The sequence below is a fragment of the Streptomyces sp. NPDC056222 genome, from assembly GCF_042264065.1.
In the GTDB taxonomy this organism is placed as follows: domain Bacteria; phylum Actinomycetota; class Actinomycetes; order Streptomycetales; family Streptomycetaceae; genus Streptomyces.
This window is the reverse complement of sequence record NZ_JBHJTL010000085.1, coordinates 1-16,884: the sequence shown is the minus strand read 5'-3', so window position 1 is coordinate 16,884 and position 16,884 is coordinate 1. Positions and strand designations below refer to the sequence as shown.

13 protein-coding genes are annotated in these 16,884 nt (G+C 71.8%); 6 read left to right on the top strand and 7 right to left on the bottom strand.

Annotated features, from left to right (window positions below; translation table 11 throughout):
• Positions 1-26 precede the first annotated feature (26 nt).
• Together ACFC0D_RS29960 and ACFC0D_RS29955 are read left to right on the top strand one after the other, a co-directional pair.
• Positions 27-2,126 carry a TPM domain-containing protein gene (locus tag ACFC0D_RS29960; RefSeq protein WP_376442537.1) on the top strand — a complete coding sequence of 700 codons (2,100 nt, stop codon included), beginning with the start codon at positions 27-29 and terminating at the stop codon, positions 2,124-2,126.
• Between the two features lie 35 nt (positions 2,127-2,161).
• The gene (locus tag ACFC0D_RS29955; RefSeq protein ID WP_376442534.1) at positions 2,162-2,869 is read left to right on the top strand and encodes a PspA/IM30 family protein; all 708 of its coding nucleotides are present in this window, start codon (positions 2,162-2,164) and stop codon (positions 2,867-2,869) included.
• Positions 2,870-2,934: 65 nt separating this feature from the next.
• Here ACFC0D_RS29955 and ACFC0D_RS29950 read toward each other — a convergent pair whose 3' ends face one another.
• The 5 genes from ACFC0D_RS29950 to ACFC0D_RS29930 form a co-directional block, all read right to left on the bottom strand.
• Positions 2,935-5,511 (bottom strand): SpoIIE family protein phosphatase, encoded by a 2,577-nt coding sequence (locus ACFC0D_RS29950; protein ID WP_376442531.1) that lies wholly within the window; start codon positions 5,509-5,511, stop codon positions 2,935-2,937.
• Between the two features lie 147 nt (positions 5,512-5,658).
• A complete protein-coding gene (locus tag ACFC0D_RS29945) occupies positions 5,659-6,078 on the bottom strand; it encodes an ATP-binding protein (protein ID WP_376442529.1) in 420 nt (139 codons plus the stop codon).
• Positions 6,079-6,220: 142 nt separating this feature from the next.
• Positions 6,221-6,664: a (deoxy)nucleoside triphosphate pyrophosphohydrolase gene (locus ACFC0D_RS29940; protein ID WP_376442527.1), complete on the bottom strand. Its 444-nt coding sequence runs from the start codon at positions 6,662-6,664 to the stop codon at positions 6,221-6,223.
• Between the two features lie 24 nt (positions 6,665-6,688).
• Complete coding sequence (locus tag ACFC0D_RS29935; protein ID WP_376442524.1) at positions 6,689-6,868, bottom strand: SPOR domain-containing protein; 180 nt, start codon at positions 6,866-6,868, stop codon at positions 6,689-6,691.
• A 268-nt stretch (positions 6,869-7,136) separates the two neighbouring features.
• Complete coding sequence (locus ACFC0D_RS29930; RefSeq protein ID WP_376442521.1) at positions 7,137-7,889, bottom strand: GntR family transcriptional regulator; 753 nt, start codon at positions 7,887-7,889, stop codon at positions 7,137-7,139.
• A 224-nt stretch (positions 7,890-8,113) separates the two neighbouring features.
• Here ACFC0D_RS29930 and ACFC0D_RS29925 point away from each other — a divergent pair, with 224 nt between their 5' ends.
• Positions 8,114-9,472, top strand: a complete 1,359-nt coding sequence (locus ACFC0D_RS29925; RefSeq protein WP_376442519.1) for a glycoside hydrolase family 18 protein — start codon at positions 8,114-8,116, stop codon at positions 9,470-9,472.
• Between the two features lie 305 nt (positions 9,473-9,777).
• On the opposite strand, the gene ACFC0D_RS29920 is transcribed toward ACFC0D_RS29925, so the two are convergent.
• A complete protein-coding gene (locus ACFC0D_RS29920; RefSeq protein WP_376442516.1) occupies positions 9,778-11,013 on the bottom strand; it encodes a DUF4190 domain-containing protein in 1,236 nt (411 codons plus the stop codon).
• Between the two features lie 129 nt (positions 11,014-11,142).
• Here ACFC0D_RS29920 and ACFC0D_RS29915 point away from each other — a divergent pair, with 129 nt between their 5' ends.
• Positions 11,143-12,378 (top strand): serpin family protein, encoded by a 1,236-nt coding sequence (locus tag ACFC0D_RS29915; RefSeq protein ID WP_376442513.1) that lies wholly within the window; start codon positions 11,143-11,145, stop codon positions 12,376-12,378.
• Positions 12,375-13,811 carry a translation initiation factor 2 gene (locus tag ACFC0D_RS29910; protein ID WP_376442510.1) on the top strand — a complete coding sequence of 479 codons (1,437 nt, stop codon included), beginning with the start codon at positions 12,375-12,377 and terminating at the stop codon, positions 13,809-13,811. The genes ACFC0D_RS29915 and ACFC0D_RS29910 overlap by 4 nt, the downstream gene beginning before the upstream one ends.
• Before the next feature lie 68 nt (positions 13,812-13,879).
• On the opposite strand, the gene ACFC0D_RS29905 is transcribed toward ACFC0D_RS29910, so the two are convergent.
• A complete protein-coding gene (locus ACFC0D_RS29905) occupies positions 13,880-15,454 on the bottom strand; it encodes a S8 family peptidase (protein ID WP_376442507.1) in 1,575 nt (524 codons plus the stop codon).
• 178 nt (positions 15,455-15,632) lie between these two features.
• On the opposite strand from ACFC0D_RS29905, the gene ACFC0D_RS29900 reads away from it, so the two are divergent.
• Positions 15,633-16,766 carry a threonine synthase gene (locus tag ACFC0D_RS29900; RefSeq protein WP_376442504.1) on the top strand — a complete coding sequence of 378 codons (1,134 nt, stop codon included), beginning with the start codon at positions 15,633-15,635 and terminating at the stop codon, positions 16,764-16,766.
• Positions 16,767-16,884 lie beyond the last annotated feature (118 nt).

Sequence of the window (16,884 nt, the reverse complement as noted above, 5' to 3'; positions counted from 1 at the left end):
AATGGATCGGGACATAACCTCCCCATGTGACGCGAACAGCCACCCGAATCCTCCTCGCGGTGCTGGTGGCGGCGTGGTGGCTGATCGTGCCCGCCGTGCACAGCGCCCACGCCGACGACCCGGTCGTGCTGTCCCGCACAGGGCAGATCACGGACACGGTCGGGGCGCTGGGCGACCGGCGCAGCGCGGTCGCCCAGGCACTCGACCAGCTCTACGACGACCGGCGGATCCAGCTCTTCGTCGTCTACGTACGGGACTTCTCCGGGCGTTCGGGCCAGAGTTGGGCCGACGCGACGGCCGAGCGCAACGGTCTCGGCATCGACGACCTGCTGCTCGCGGTGGCCACGCACGACCGGCAGTACGGCTACTCGGCCGACCCCGCGTCCCGCTTCACCCAGGCGCAGCTCGACGACGTGGCGCAGACCGCGATCGAGCCCGCGCTGCGGCAGAACGACTGGGCCGGGGCCGCGATCGGCGCGGCGAACGGCTACGAGGCCGTACTCGCCGGGCAGCCCGTGCCCGCGCCCACCATCACCCCCGGTGAGCCCGATCCTCGCGGCGGCGCGGACGAGGGGGCCTCGGGGACGGACCTGATTCTGCCGATCGTCCTCGTCGGCGGGGCGGGGGCCGTCGCGGCCTACGCCTGGAGCAGGCGCCGCCGGCGGACCGCGGCGGGCGGCGTCCCGTCGCCACGGTCCGGGCAGGGGTGGGGCGCTCCGAAGGAGCCCGCGCAGGTGCCGCTGGAGGAACTGGACGGACAGGCCCGGCGGGTGCTGGTCGCCACCGACGACGCCGTCCGTACGAGTCAGGAGGAACTCGGCTTCGCGAGCGCCCAGTTCGGCGACGAGACGGTGCGGCAGTTCACCGAGGCCGTGGCGTTCGCGCAGGAGGAGCTGACGGCCGCGTTCCGGCTGCGGCAGAAGCTCGACGACGCCTTCCCCGAGGACGACGCCTCCCGGCGTTCGATGCTCGACGAGATCATCCGACGCTGCGGCGAGGCCGACACCCGCCTCGACGCGGAGTCCGAGGACTTCGACCGGCTGCGGGCCCTCGAGCGCAACGCCCCCGAGGCGCTGGCCACCGTGGAGGCCGCGTTCCGCGAGCAGACCGGACGGGTGGGCACGACGGAGGCGGCGCTGGCCGCGATGCGGGAGCGGTACGCCGATTCGGCGGCCTCACCCGTCTCGAGCGCCGTCGAGCAGGCCAAGGACCGGCTGATGTTCGCCACGACCAACCTGGACCACGCCCGACAGGAGATCGAGGCGGGTGACAACGGCGCCGCCGCGGTCCGCATCCGGGCCGCCGAGGGGGCGGTCGACCAGGCGGCGCGGCTCATCGAGGCCGTGGACCGGCGGGCCCAGGAACTTGCGGAGGCCGTGGGCAAGCTGCCGACCGCCCTGGCCGAGACGGAGGCCGACCTCGCCGACGCGCGTGGTCTGCTCCAGGGCACGACGGAGGGGGTCTCCACCGCCGATCTCCAGGGCCGCATCGCCCGTGCGGAGTCCGTCGTCGCCGATGTGCGGCGGGTGGTGGAGGCGGGCCGCTACGACCCGCTCGACGCGCTGCGCCGCGTCGAGGAGGCCGACGCGGTCCTCGACGAGGCGCTGGAGGGCGCGCGGGAGCGCGAGTCGGGAACGCGGCGCGCCCGCGCGCTCCTCGATCAGGCGATGCTGACCGCCCGTTCCGCGATCGGGGCGGCGGCCGACTACGTCACGACGCATCGCGGGGCGGTCGGCAGCGAGGCCCGTACGCGACTGGCCGAGGCCCAGCGGCGGCTGGAGAAGGCCAGGGAGCTCGCGGCCGCCGACGACCCGCAGGCCGCGCTCGCCGAGGCCCAGCGGGCGGACGCGCTGGCACGCCGGGCGCAGGACCTCGCCGAGCAGGACGTCCGCACGTATGGGAACCCGAACGGCCTGGGCGGTGTAACAGGGGTGGGAGGTGGCGGCGGCGGGCTCGGCGGTGCGGTGCTCGGCGGCATCATCCTCGGCGGATTGTTCGGCGGAGGTTCCGCCAGAGGCGGAGGGGGTTTCGGTGGTGGCTTCGGGGGTGGAGGTTTCGGCGGCGGGCCCGGCAGCTTCGGCGGAGGCGGCACACGCGGCCGGCTGGGCGGCGGCGGCCGTTTCTGACCATGTCTCGCTCATCACGTTCAAGGAGGTCAACCATGTCGAAGCAGACGATCCTCGGCCGTGTCGCCCAGCTGGCGAAGGCCAACATCAACGCCCTTCTGGACCAGGCCGAGGACCCGCAGAAGATGCTGGACCAGCTGATCCGCGACTACACGAGCAACATCGCGGAGGCGGAGGAGGCGGTGGCGGCGACGATCGGGAATCTGCGGCTGATGGAGCAGGACCACCAGGAGGACGTCGGCGCGGCGAAGGAGTGGGGCGAGAAGGCCCTGGCCGCGAGCAGGAAGGGGGACGAGCTGCGGGCCGGCGGACAGTCGGCGGAGGCGGACAGGTTCGACAACCTGGCGAAGGTCGCGTTGGGACGCCAGCTGCAGTCGGAGAAGGAGGCAAGGACGGCCGAGCCGACGATCGCCTCGCAGACCGAGGTGGTGGACAAGCTCAAGTCCGGCCTGGACCAGATGAAGACCAAGCTGAACGAACTCCGGGCGAAGCGGGACGAGCTGGTGGCGCGGGCCAAGTCCGCGCAGGCGCAGAACCGGATGATGGACGCGGTGAAGAGCATCGACGTCCTGGACCCGACGAGCGAGCTGAGCCGGTTCGAGGACAAGGTGCGGCGCGAGGAGGCGAAGGCGATGGGCAAGCAGGAGCTGGCGGCCTCCTCGCTGGACGCCCAGTTCGAGCAGCTGGACGCCCTCGGCGACAGCGCGGAGATCGAGGCCCGGCTCGCCGCGCTCAAGGGGTAGCGCCCGCCCGCGGGCCCGGGTGCGGGGTGGTGCTCGGCCAGGCCCTCGGAGCGGTCCGGCGCTGGTCAGAACATGCTCAGCAGCTGCTCCACGGTCGGCTCCGCGGCGTCGCCGCCGTCCGGCAGGGGCAGTTCGAACCAGACCGTCTTGCCGCGCGGAGTGCGGCGCGAGCCCCAGGCCGCGCTGAGGAGCCCGACCAGCTGCAGTCCGCGCCCGCCCTCGTCGGTGTCCTTGGCCCGGCGACGCCTCGGCTGGACCAGGCCCGCGTCCCAGACCTCGCAGACCAGGGTGCGGTCGCGCAGCAGCCGCAGCCGGATCTCGCCCTCGCCGTAGCGCAGTGCGTTGGTGACCAGCTCGCTGACGAGCAGTTCGACGGTGTCCACCAGCGGTTCGAGGTCCCACGCGGTGAGCTGAGCCCGGGCCAGCTCGCGGGCCCGGCCGACCGAGCGGGGTTCTCTGGGCAGCCGCCAGTCCCCCACCGCGTCGCACGGCAGTCCCTGGATACGGGCCATGAGGAGGGCGATGTCGTCCTCGCCGTGCCCGGTGTCGAGGGTGGTCAGGACCCGGTCGCAGACGTCCTCGAGGGGGCGCGCCGCGTCGGTGAGTGCGTTGCGGAACGCGCTCAGGCCCTCGTCGAGGGGATGGTCGCGGGACTCGACGAGCCCGTCGGTGTAGAGGGCGAGCAGCGAACCCTCGGGCAGTTCGACCTCGACCTCCTCGAAGGGTTCGCCGCCGACGCCGAGCGGCATGCCCGGGGGCACGTCGAGCAGCATGGCCTTCTCGCCGGGTTCGACGAGGACCGGCGGCAGGTGGCCGGCGTTGGCGAAGGTGCAGCGGCGGGTGACCGGGTCGTAGACGGCGTAGACGCAGGTGGCGAGGTAGACCTCGGAGAGTTCGGGCCCGCGGGCCTTGTGGGCGCGGGCGCTCTGCTGGGCCCCGGCGGGGGCGCCCAGGCCACGGGCGATCTCGTCGAGGTGGGAGAGGACCTCGGCGGGTTCGAGGTCGAGCTGGGCCAGGGTGCGGACGGCGGTGCGCAGTTCGCCCATGGCGACGGCGGCGCGCAGGCCGCGGCCCATGACGTCGCCGATGACCAGGGCGGTGCGGTGGCCGGGGAGTTCGATCACGTCGAACCAGTCGCCACCGACCTCGGTGGCCGTGGTGCCGGGGAGGTAGCGGCAGGCGATGTCCAGTCCGGCGGCCTCGGGGTCGCCGGGCGGGAGAAGGCTGCGCTGGAGGATCAGGGCCCGCTCATGCTCGCGGCGGTAGAGGCGGGCGTTGTCGATGCAGACCGCGGCGCGGGCGGCCAACTCGACGGCGAGGGCCCGGTCCCGTTCGCCGAAGGGCTCGCTGCCCTTGGCGCGGGAGAACTGCACGAGGCCGACGACGGTGTCGTGGGCGACCATCGGGACCACGAGAGTCGAGTGGACGAGGCTGCCGTCGCCCCCCGGCACCGTTCTCACCCGTCCGGTGCGCAGCGCTCCGGCGCAGGGCGAGTTGAACGGGTAGTGGTGGACGGAGCCGACCTCGACGGAGCCCGTGCCGCAACAGCCTTCGTCCGCCCCGGCGCCGGTTGCCGCAGAGGTCCTGAGCGGGGTGTCGGCGACGGCGCTGGCGAAGGCGACGCGGCGCAGTTCGGCGCTGCCCGCCCCGTAGCCCACGTCGTGGGAGCTGCCCCATCGTCCGGGCGGCGCCTCGTCTCCGGTCAGCAGCCCCTGGTAGAGGTCGACGGAGGCGAGGTCGCAGAAGCCGGGGACGGCGACGTCGAGCAGCTCGCGGGCGGTGGCCTCCAGGTCGAGGGAGTTGCCGATGCGGGCGCCGGCCTCGTTGAGCAGGGCGAGATTGCGGCGGGCGCTCGCCGCCTCGCGGGCGGCGTTGTGGCGGCGGGTCACGTCGATGCCGAGACCGGCGACGCCGACGGGCCGCCCGGAACCGCCGTGCACGCGGTAGAGGTTGATCGACCAGTGGCGCCGGTCGGTGGAGCCCGGGGGCGCTCCGACGATCTGGAGCTCGGTGACGGCCTCACCGGTCTCCAGGACCCGCAGGAGCGCGGCGGTCATCCGCTCGGCCTCGGGACGCGAGAGGTAGTCGTGGACGGTACGGCCCCGGTGGTCGTCGGCCGAGCCGCCGAAGACTGCCGCGAAGCGCTGGTTGGCACGCTTCACGGTGAGGTCGGTACCGAAGAGGAGAAAGCCGAAGGGCGATTGGCCGAAAATGGCCTGCGAAGCGGCGAGGTCGGTCTCGATGCCCCGCAGCGCCCGCACATCGACGACGATGCACAGCGCGGCCCGCTGACCGGTCGGCGTCTCGCTCGGCATGACGTACATCTCGGCGATTCCGTCACGGCGGTTCTGCCCCGGTATGCGGAACGGGACGAGGCCCGTCCACTCCTTGCCGTCGAGGATCTCCGCGACCCGGCGCCGCCCACGCTCCCGCAGGTCGGGCGGCATGAAGGCCTCGACCGGGTCCCTGCCCATCGCCTCTTCGGCGGGCACGCCGAAGAGCTCGACGGCCCGGCGGCTCCACTGGTCGACGAGCCCGTCGGGCCCTATCGAGAAGGAGGCGACCCGGATGTAGTCATAGATCGAGCCGGGCGGGCTGCTCTGCCACACGACGCCGCTCGCCGTCTCAGGTATCTCGCTCACGCGACCGTCCCCTCCAGCTCACCGCACCGGACCGGCCATGCCCGCAGTATTCAGCACTACGGCCCCCGACGGCACGACGTTCACGATCACAGGGTGGTCTCGTTCATTTCCGGCCGAGCCCTGGTGATCGTTGTCCCTCCCCGTCTTCTAACCCGGCAGGGCCAGCTCGAACCACACTGTCTTGCCCGTCCTGCCCTTGCGGGTGCCCCAGCGCCGAGCAGAACAAGCCACGAGCTGCAGCCCGCGGCCGCCCTCGTCGTCGGGGCCGGCGGGGCGTTCGGTGGGCGGATCCGGAAGGGGATCGGAGACTTCCACGAGAAGGGCGGGACGGTGAGCGGGGTCGCCGCCGTCCGAAGGGACGTGCACGAGGCGGACACCGATGGGGCCGGAGGCGTAGCGCAGGGAATTGGTCACCAGCTCGCTCACCAGCAGAACGGTGACGTCACCCACCGCGGGGTCGATCTTCCAGGCCCGGAGCGTGTCGCGCACGGCGTGGCGCGCGGTGCGCACGGCATTGGCCTCCGCCGGGAAGTACCACTCGGCACAGTCGCCTTCGGTGTCGATCACGCCCGATCACTTCCCCAGCCCATCACCAGAAGGGAGGCCCACGTCCTATTTCGGGGGGTTAATCGGCACATACCCGATATTCAGGGCGGGATATCGCAGGATGGGGCCGCCCGGTGCATGGTGGTACGAACGGCGTAGAGCCTCAGCCGCGCACTCCGCCGGCCGGGGCGACCGGCAGTCGCCGTCCGGCCTCGGCGACGGCGGGCCGGTCCTGGTCGAGCCAGTCGACGGAGTCCAGCTCGTGGCGGGCCAGCCAGCGCAGCTCGTCGTGGTCCTCGAGCGGGCGCGGTTCTCCGGAGAGCAGCCGGGCGGTCCACACCTGGAGGACGTAACCGGGCTTCAGCGGCCACTCGCCGGGGATGCGCTCACCGGGCTCGGTCTCGACGCCGAGCTCCTCGCGCAATTCGCGGACCAGGGCTTCTTCGGCGCTCTCCCCGGGCTCCAGCTTGCCGCCGGGAAGCTCCCAGCGACCTGCGAGCTCGGCGGGGGCGCTGCGACGCGCGGCCAGCAGGCGCCCCCTGTCGTACACGGCTCCGGCAACCACGACCACGTGGTCGGCCACGTGGTCGGCACGGCGATCTGTCATGGTCCGGAGCGTATCCCGCGGAGGTCAGACCGCGGGCTGGCCGATGCGTTCGACCCAGTAGAGCTGCTTGTGTCCACGGTCGTCGAGACTGTCGGCGACCTTCTGGGCTTCGTCCTGCGTTGCGTATCGCCCGACGCGATAGCGGTTCCCGTTGTCGTCCTGCCGTATGACCAGCCAGACCAGGACAGGGCCACTGTCGGTCATCGGGCTTCTCCCTCCGCCGGTCCGGTCGTCTCTAAGGATCTCCCTGAAATGGCAATCCGCATATGCCCGACCTTACGCCTGACCTTTACACAGCGGATACGGGTTTTCACAAAGAGGTACGGATCCGGCCGGGAATTGACGAAGGGAGGCCGAAGATCAGGCCCCGGAGGAGACGTGAGGGACGGTCGGGACGGTCAGGGCGGGCATGACGGTCAGGGCGGGCATCAGGACGGCGCCTGCCGCCGCGGGATCCTTACGCGCGACCGGGTCAGCGCACCGGCAGGTGGTAGGCGATCCGGAAGCGGTCGGCCGGGACGACGACGTCGGCCGTCTCCACCGCCCGCCCCGAGGCGTAGTAGGTCCGCTCGACCACCATGACCACATGGCCCGGCACACCGCCCAGCGCCAGGAGCTCCTCCGCGAGGCCCGGGCGCGCACCGACCTCCTCCACCACGTTGTCGACGACCACATCGATCGCCGCCATCCGCTCGACGACCCCGCAGCCGCCCAACGGCCCCTCCTCGGGGAGCATCACGGGCGTCCGGCCGGTGACCACGAGCGGCTCCCAGGAGGTGGAGAGCATCATCGGCTCACCCGCGTCCCGGTACACGTACCGGGTGCGCATCACCCGCTCCCCCGGCTCGATGCCCAGCCGCGCGGCCACGACAGCGTTCGCCTGCTCCTGCTCGCTGCTTGATTCCCAGGTCCCCCGCGCGCCGTCGGCCGCCTGCTCCTGCCGGAAGGGGTTGGCGCCGGACGGCGGCCGGTACCCGGAGCGGGCGATCCGGCGCGGCACCGGCCGCTCCCGCACATACGTCCCCGAGCCCGAGCGGCCCTCGACGAGCCCCTCGGCCATGAGCACCTTGCGGGCCTCCAGCGCCACGGTGTCCGAGACCCCGTACTCCTCGCGGATACGCGCCTGCGAGGGGAGTCGGGTGTGCGGCGGCAGCGAGCCGTTGGCGATCTTCTCCCGGAGATCGCTCGCCACACGCAGATAGGCGGGCTGCTCACCGAACGTCACTGGACGCTCCCCTCAGGTTGACGGACAGCTACAGAGTGACAACCCTCGGTGTCCACCCGCAACCATGGGCCAGAGTTTCACCCGAAGTGATGACTTGCCTTTACGCCTGCGCTTACCGCAGGTATAGCAGTCGATCTCCACCGAACCCTTGACCTCAATGGTCCAGACCAATACTTTCCTGTGAGCACAGCTCCCTTCCGGCACACGCACAGGAAACGAGCCTCATGCGTCGTAGAACCCTTTCCCGGCTGACGATCGCCGCCCTCTCCCTCGGTCTCGTGGCCACCCTCGCGCCCTCCGCCGGCGCCGAGCCCGCGTCACGCACCGATTCCGCCTCGCACGGCGACAGCCGACCCTCCTACAAGCGCGTCGGCTACTTCACCCAATGGGGCGTCTACGGACGGAACTTCCAGGTCAAGGACCTGGATACCAGCGGCACCGCGGCCAAGCTCAGCCACATCAACTACGCCTTCGGCAACGTGAGTTCCGACGGCAAGTGCTTCACCGGCAACATCCCCGGCGAGGCCGACGCCTGGGCCGACTACGTCCGCCCGCTCGACGCGGCGGGCTCGGTGGACGGCGTCGCCGACACCGCCGACCAGCCTCTCGCCGGCAACTTCAACCAGCTCCGCGAGCTCAAGGCCAAGCACCCCGGCCTCAAAGTCATGATCTCGCTGGGCGGTTGGAGCTGGTCCACCCACTTCTCCGACGCGGCCCGCACCCCCGCCTCGCGCAAGGCGTTCGTCTCCTCCTGCATCGATCTGTACATCAAGGGCAACCTGCCCACCGATGGCACCCGTGGCGGCGCGGGAGCCGCTGCGGGTCTCTTCGACGGCATCGACCTCGACTGGGAGTGGCCCGGCTCGGCCGGCGACGTCGACACCGTCTTCCGTCCGGAGGACAAGCAGAACTTCACCGCGCTCGTACGGGAGTTCCGCACCCAGCTCGACGCGTACGCGAAAGCGCAGAAGAGCCACGGCAAGCGCAAGCACTACGAGCTGACCGCGTTCGTCCCCACCGCCCCCGCCAAGATCGACGCGGGCTTCGAGGTCCGCAAGATCATGCGCGACCTCGACTTCGTCAATCTCCAGGGGTACGACTTCCACGGCTCCTGGGAGTCCACCACCGCCCAGCAGTCCGCGCTCTTCGCGAAGAACGACTTCAGCGTCGACCAGACCGTGAACGACTGGCTGCGACGCGGCGCGCCCGCCCGCAAGCTCGTGGTGGGGATGCCGTTCTACGGGCAGGGCTGGACGGGCGTCACGGGCGGCGGCAACGGCCTCGGCCGACCGGCGACCGGCCCCGCGCCGGCCACCTGGGCGAACGGCTACGAGGACTACAAGGCACTCAAGAAGCTCGCGGACTCGGGCTCGTACACCGTCCACCGCGACTGGAGGAACGGCCACGCCTGGCTGTTCGACGGGACGACCCTGTGGACGTACGACGACCCGCAGGTGCTGCGCACCAAGTCGGCCTACGTACGGGCCAAGGGGCTCGGCGGCGCGATGTTCTGGTCGCTGGACGGGGACACCCCCGACGGCGAGCTGATCACGGCGGTCGACGGGGTTCTCGGCCGCCGGTAGGCCGCCGGCTCGGGCGGGGGACCGCACGCCCACGGACCGCGGGTCCGCCCGCCACCGGCGGTGTGCCGGGGAGCGACGGCAGGTCACGGGCCGCCGCCCCCGGCACGCCGCCCCGGCCCGCACAACGGTGGGGCCGGGTCTCCCGAAGGAGGCCCGGCCCCACCGACGTACGCCCACCCGGTCCCGTCGGCGCACGCCCGCCTCCACCGGCTTCCGCCCACCCGGCCCCACCGACCTACGGCCGCCCGGTCCCACCGGCTTCCGCCCGCCCTCCCCCGCCGACGTACGCCCGCCGCGTCGAAGGGTCAGGCGGACCCGCTGTTCCCCGCGCGAACGGCGAGCCCCAGGGCCGCCCGCGCGTCCGCGCCGATGTCCTCGGGCAGGGCCTCGAAGGCCACGTCGTACGTCTCCCAGTAGGCGTCCGCGTCCGCGGACCTGGCCAGCTTGTCCCACTGCTTCGCGGCCGCGTCGAGCTCCTTGCCGAGGTCGGCGACCGGCTTCACGGCCGTACCGGACCAGGGGTGGTTCCCGAGCCCCCGGCGCGCGTCCACGATCGACGTGTGGACCCGCGCCGCCCACGCCTTGTTGGCCGCGAAGTCGTCGTCGGCGTCCTTTTCCGGCTCCTCGAAGACGGCGTTCTCGACGGGGTTGAGGTTCCGCAGGTAGTGCAGCTGGTCGGGGTCCAGGGTGGTCTCGTCCGCACGCAGGGAGCCCTTGAGCGGCTTGCCGTCGTCGACGGCGAGCGTGCACGTCACGGCGCGGTCGCCGGTGCGCCAGCTCTGCCGGCTCGGGATGTAGTAGTAGTCCCAGACGTGCCCCGGGATCGCCCAGTTGTCCATGGAGTACGCGCTGCTGATCTCCGCGCAGCGCTTCTCCGCGAGCTTGTCGAGCGGGTCCTCGCCCGGCCACTCGTCGAACCCGGTGATCCTGTACCCGCCGACGACCTCGCCGTCGTGCGGCTTCGCGCAGTCGACGATCTCGACGTCCGTCGTGTACGACTCCAGCTTGCCGTCGACCTCGAAGCACTCGCCCTTGCGCAGCGAGAACGCGGACTTCGACCTCGCCGCCTCGTCCATGCCCTCCTTGAAGCCCTTCCACGCCTCGCCGAAGCCGCCCGTGACCAGGCCGAGGAGCATCAGGAGACAGCTGAGGGAGGAAAGGACGACGCCGGCGATCGCGAGGCCCTTGCCGGTCTGGTTCTTCTTCTTGATCTGTGGAAGGGCGATCAGGCCGAAGATCAGACCGAGGGGCGGGACGCAGCAGACGATGCCGGAGACGAGGGAGGCGACGGCCAGGCCGTTGGTGGTGCGCGGCGGCGCTCCGTACGGGCCGGGACCGGGGCCGGGCACCGCACCGGGGCCGTAGGGCGCGTACGGGCCGTAGGGGCCGTAGGGGCCGTAGGGGCCGGGGCCGGCGTACGGCGATCCGGCCTGGGGCACACCCGGCGCAGGCGGCGGAGGCCCCATCGGGTTCGACGGCTCGGGTGCGGGCCACTCCCGCCGGGGCGGCTGAGAATCCTGGGGCGGCTGGGAGGGCTCCACGACTACGGTTCTCCTGTTGGGGCGGGGTGCGGGACAGCTGGAACCGCGGGAACGGCCGGAACCAGCTGGCACAAACATGCGAACGGGCGCGCGCATCGTACGTGGTCCGAGGACGGGGGCGGTATGCACATGGCATCCACGGCAATACGGGCGGAGACGGTACGAGCGGTCAACCGGCTCACGTCACGGTGGGCGGGCACGCTCGGCACCGAGGGCGGTGTCCTGTCCGCGGCTGGTGTCTGGCCGCTGCTGGCCCTCCTGGCGGACGGCGCCGACGGCGCGGCGCGCGAGGAGCTGGAGGAGGCCCTCGGCATCCGCGCCGACAACGCGGCGGACGCCGCACGGGGGCTGCTCGGCGCCCTGGGTGCGATGCGCGGGTCGGCGGCGGCCATCGGGCTCTGGACACGGCCCGAACTGGAGCTGCGCGAGCGGTGGGTGAGGGGCCTTCCGGAAGCCACGCTCGGCCGCTTCACCGGTGACGTCAGCGCGGACCGTGCGGCGCTGGACGCCTGGGCGAAGGAGCGCACGGGCGGGCTGATCCCGGCCATGCCGCTCACCGTGGACAAGGGGACGCAGCTGGTCCTCGCCGCCGCCCAGGCCGTACGGACACGATGGCTCCGGCCCTTCGACGACTGCGAACTGGCACCCGAGTCCGGCCCCTGGGCCGGGCGGTGTCTGAACGGCCTGCGGCGGTGGACCTCGCTCCTCGACCGGGTCGGGGTGGCGCAGACGGCCTCCGGTCCGCTGACGGTCCTCAAGGTGCTCGGTGACACCGGCATCGATGTCCACCTCCTCCTCGGAGAGGAGGAGACGGAGCCGGGTGCGGTTCTGAAGGCCGGGATCGAGGTCCTGTCGGGCGCCTCCAAGGCCGTGCCGGGCAACCTGCTCCCCCTCGGAGAGCAGGGACCCGGCCTGAACGTCCGCAACGCGCGCAGCTACGACCGCGCGCCGACGCTGGCCGTCACGACGTCCCCGTTCTCCCTCACCTCCGACCACGACCTCCTGAAGTCCCCCGAGCTGTTCGGCCTCACCTCGGCGACGGACCGCCGCCGAGGTCACTTCCCGGGTATCAGCGACTTCCCGCTCGCGATCGCCGACGCCCGCCAGTCGGCCATGGCCCGTTTCGACGCGGAGGGCTTCGAGGCGGCTTCGGTCTCGGCGATGGGTGCATGCGCGGGCGGGGCCGCGGCTCCCCCGCCGTACGTGGTCCGGCGCATCGACGTCGACTTCGACCGCCCCTTCGGCTTCCTCACCGTCCACCGCACCTCGCGGCTGATCCTGACGGCGGGCTGGGTCGCCGAGCCGGTGGACCACGTCTTCGAGGAGTACGAGGAGTACGAGGAGTTCGAGGAGGACGAGGCGTGAGCGCGATCCTCCAGGGGCTGGCCGTCAACCCTGCCGCACCCGTGGACGTACTCCTGCGGCTCCTCGACTCGGGGGACGGGCCGGTCCATTCGTCCTTGTGCCGCAGCCGACGTGAGATCCCCGAGGAGGTCGTGGCGGCGATCCTCGTCCACCCGAACCCCCGCACACGCGGAGGGCTGGCACGCAACCCGTACGTCTCCGGGGAACTGCGCGGCCGGGTCGTGGACGACGAGTTCTGGCTCGTACGGTCGTGCCTTGCGGGCGGCCCGGGCGAAGGCGCGTGGCCGCGGCACCTGCCGGACCATGTGATCGACCGGATGTACACGACGTACGACGGCCACGAGCTGGGTGAGCTGATCGTCTCGCGCCAGGCACCGCGCCGCATCCGCATCGATTACGCCACCCACCCCTCGCCGACACTCCGCCGGTACAGCACCAGCATGTGGCGGTGGCTCCCCGAGGAGCAGCGGACGGCCCTCCTCGACGATCCCGACCCGGACATCCGCGCGTCCGCCGCGAGGCAACTGGAGGAGGACGACGCGACGGAGATGGAGCGGCAGTTGCGCGCGCTCCCCGGGACCCGTTCGCACGCCCACGGCCACATCCTCGTGAACTGCCGCCTCTCGCGGGCGGTCGTCGACGAGCTGCTGCTCGAACGCGAGGGCGACGACCTGTGGTGCCTCGCGCACAACTACAGCACTCCCCCGGACGTCGTCGCCCACGTCGCCCGGGTCGGCAACCCCAAGGTCCGGCTCGAGGTCGCCGGACGGGAGGACCTCCCCCGCGACCTGGTGGACCTCCTCGCGCGCGACACCGACCCCGAGGTCCGTACCGCCGTCTCCCTGCGCCCGGAGCTGACCGAGGACGAGCGCGCGGCCGTCGACTATGTCGTCCCCCCGCTCAGAGACCTCTGGCTGCACGAGGACCCGTACCGCGCGCCGCTCTCCCACGCCCGGTCCGCCCATCCCCTGCTGCGCCGCCGCGTCGCCCACAACCCGGACCTCCCCGCCGATCTCGTCGCCCTCCTCGCGGCCGACGACGATCTGGGCGTACGGGTCCTCCTGGCGCAGTTCCACCCCGGCGCGCCGCCCGAGCTCCTGCTGCGCTGCTACCTGGAGTACACGGGGCAGTACCGCGACCGGCTGCTCGAGCTGCCGCAGTTCCCGACCGTCGGCCTCGGCCCCCGATTCGCGTCCGCCGAGGACCCCGCCGTACGCCTGCTGGCCACATACGACCCGGAGCTGGACCCGGCCGTCGCCGATGCGCTCACTCGGGACGAGGATCCGCGGATCCGTTCGGCGGCGGCCCGGAACCCGGCTCTTCCGGCTACACGGCTTCATCAACTCCTTGAAGACGAGGAATTGATGAAGGACGCGGCCGCCAACCCGGCGCTTCCGCCGGAGACGATGTACCGGCTTCTCGACGAGGCATGACGAAGGGGCGGCCGCCGTCGGCGACCGCCCCTCACTGCTCACGTCCTACTGTGCGGATGCGCTCCCGTTCAGAACTGCAGCGCCCAGGAGTCGATCTTTCCGGTGTCGTAGCGCGCGTTGTCGCTGACCCGGAGCTTCCACGTGCCGTTGGCGACCTCGGAGGAGGCGTTCACCGTGTACGTGGTGTTGATGTTGTCGGAGCTGCCGCCGGTGCCGTAGCCCTTCAGCGTGTACGCCGTGCCGTCGGGTGCGATCAGCTGGACCTGCAGGTCACCGATGTAGGTGTGAACGATGTTCACAGGCACCTGGAGGGAGGAGGGCGCGTTGCCCGTGACGCCGCTGACGGTGACCGGGGACTCGACGGTCGTGTTGTCGGCGATGGCGAAGTCCGCGGTGTTCTCGAACTTCTTGCCGGGCGGCGGGGTCGTGCCGCCGCCACCCACGAAGAGGAGACGGTTCGGCGAGCCGGTGCCGGGGCTGCCGACGACGTTCGGCGTGGCGGCGTTGGTCAGTGCCGTCGAGACCTGGGCCGGGGTGGCCGACGGGTTGTCCGCGAGGTAGACGGCGGCCGCGCCGGCGACGTGCGGGGTGGCCATCGACGTACCGGAGATGGTGTTGGTGGCGGTGTCGTTCGTGTTCCAGGCCGAGGTGATCGACGAGCCCGGGGCGAAGATGTCCAGCACGCTGCCGTAGTTGGAGAAGCTGGAGCGGGCGTCGGTGTTGGTCGTGGAGCCGACCGTGATCGCCTCTCCGACGCGCGCCGGCGAGTAGTTGGAGGCGTTGGAGTTGTCGTTGCCCGCGGCGACGGCGTAGGTGACGCCGGACGCGATCGAGTTGCGCACGGCCTGGTCGAGGGCGGTGTCGACCCCGCCGCCCAGGCTCATGTTGGCGACGGCCGGCTTCACGGCGTTCTGCGTGACCCAGTCGATGCCGGCGACGACCTGCGCGGTCGTGCCGGAGCCCTGGTTGTTGAGCACGCGGACGCCGACGATCTTGGCCTTCTTGGCGACACCGTAGGAGGATCCCGCGACGGTGCCCGCGACGTGCGTGCCGTGACCGTGGCCGTCCTGGGCGACGTTGTCGTTGTCGATGGCGTCGTAGCCGTTGAAGGCCCGGCCGCCGAAGTCGCTGTGCGAGATGCGTACGCCGGTGTCGATGATGTACGCCGTCACGCCCTGGCCCGCGCTGTCCGGGTAGGTGTAGCTCTGGTTCAGCGGCAGGGCCCGCTGGTCGACGCGGTCCAGGCCCCAGGAGGGCGGGTTGGGCTGGGTTCCGGAGACCTTGAAGACGCGGTTCTGCACGACGGACTCGACCGCGGGGTCGGCGGCGAGCTTCTTCGCCTGCGCCTCCGTGAGTTCGACGTTGTAGCCGTTCAGCGCCGAGGTGTACGTCTTCTTGATCGTCGCGCCGTGCTTGGCCGCGATCGCCCGGCCCTTCGAGGTCTCCGCCTGGGCGGACTCGTCGAGGGTGACGATGTAGCTGCCCTCGATCGTCCCGGGGGCGCCGGCGTTGAGGATCACGCCTTCGGCGGCGGCCTCGGCCGCGGTGGCCGGGAGGGTGGAGGCGGTGCCGAGAGCCAGGGCGGCGACGGCTATGGCGCTGGCGGCGGCGAGTCTGCGCCGCGAGTCACGCATCACGGACATGTGAGGGATCCTCCTCATTGGTGGTGCGTTGCTGTGGGGGTACGGCAGGGACATGTCAAATCGACGCGGGACGTCCACGCCGTTTCGAATGTCCGGCTGCCGAGCGAAAGATTGACGGATCCATAGGAATCCCACAAGGCCTGCGAGCGCCCCGACACACCCGCGACACACCGCTGCCATGCTGCTGACCATGACCTCCTATCTCTGCCCCCGATGCCGCGTCCAGGCCCCCGCCGATGCCCTCACCTGGTGTTGTCCGCAGTGCCGAGGCCCCTGGGACCTGGAGTTCGCCAGTGCGCCGGTTTCACTCAAGTCCCTGGCGTCACGCGTGAATTCATTGTGGCGTTACGAAGAGGCGCTGCCGTTGGCGACCGAGATCCCCCACGTGACCCTCGGCGAGGGCCGCACACCCCTGGTCCCGCTCACCGATTCGGTTTCGGCCAAACTCGACTTCCTCATGCCGACGTTGTCCTTCAAGGACCGGGGCGCGGTCATGCTCGCCGAGCTCGCCCGGCGCCTCGCGCAGGGCGGCGGCGTGCGCCGCGTCCTCGCCGACAGCAGCGGCAACGCGGGCACGGCGATCGCCGCGTACTGCGCGCGGGCCGGCCTCGACTGTGTGGTCTACGTACCGGACGGCACGTCCCCCAAGAAGCTCGAGCAGATCCGGGCGCACGGCGCGCGGCTGACCGTCGTCCCCGGCGACCGGGAGGCCACGGCGCGGGCGGCACGCGAGGCCGCCGACGAGCCCGGCACGTTCTACGCCTCGCACGTCTACAACCCGCACTTCCTGCACGGCACCAAGACGTACGTGTACGAGCTCTGGGAGGAGCTCGGCGGCGTCCTCCCGGACACGATCGTGGTCCCGGTCGGCAACGGCACCCTCCTCCTGGGCGCCGCGCTGGCCGTCGAGGAGCTGTACCGTCACGGGCTCGTCGACGCCCGACCGACCCTGGTCGCCGTACAGGCCGAGGCGGTGTCCCCGCTGGCCGCGGCGTTCCACGCGGGGGCGGACGAGCTGACGGAGCCGGCGCCCGTGCGCCCCACGCTCGCCGAAGGAATCGCGATCCCGAACCCACCGCGCGCCCGGCAGATCCTGCGGGCCGTCCGCGAGACGGGCGGGACGTTCCTCACCGTGACGGAGGACCAGATCCACGCGGCCCAGCTGGACCTGGCGCGCCGCGGCCTCTTCGTGGAGTCGACGGGCGTCGCCTGCTGGGCGGCGGTACGCGCGACGGCCCCGCGCCCGGGCCTGACCGTCGTACCGCTGTGCGGGGCGGGCGCGAAGACGGGCCTCGGTCCGTCCAGGCCTTGATGTGATCCGGTACGGCGAACCGCCCGCTCCGCGGGCACACGGACCGCAGTCGCTCGACCGGCACTGAACCACCGCAGGCCCACGCCGGGTCTGCCGCGGGGTGCGGGTGCCCGGGCTG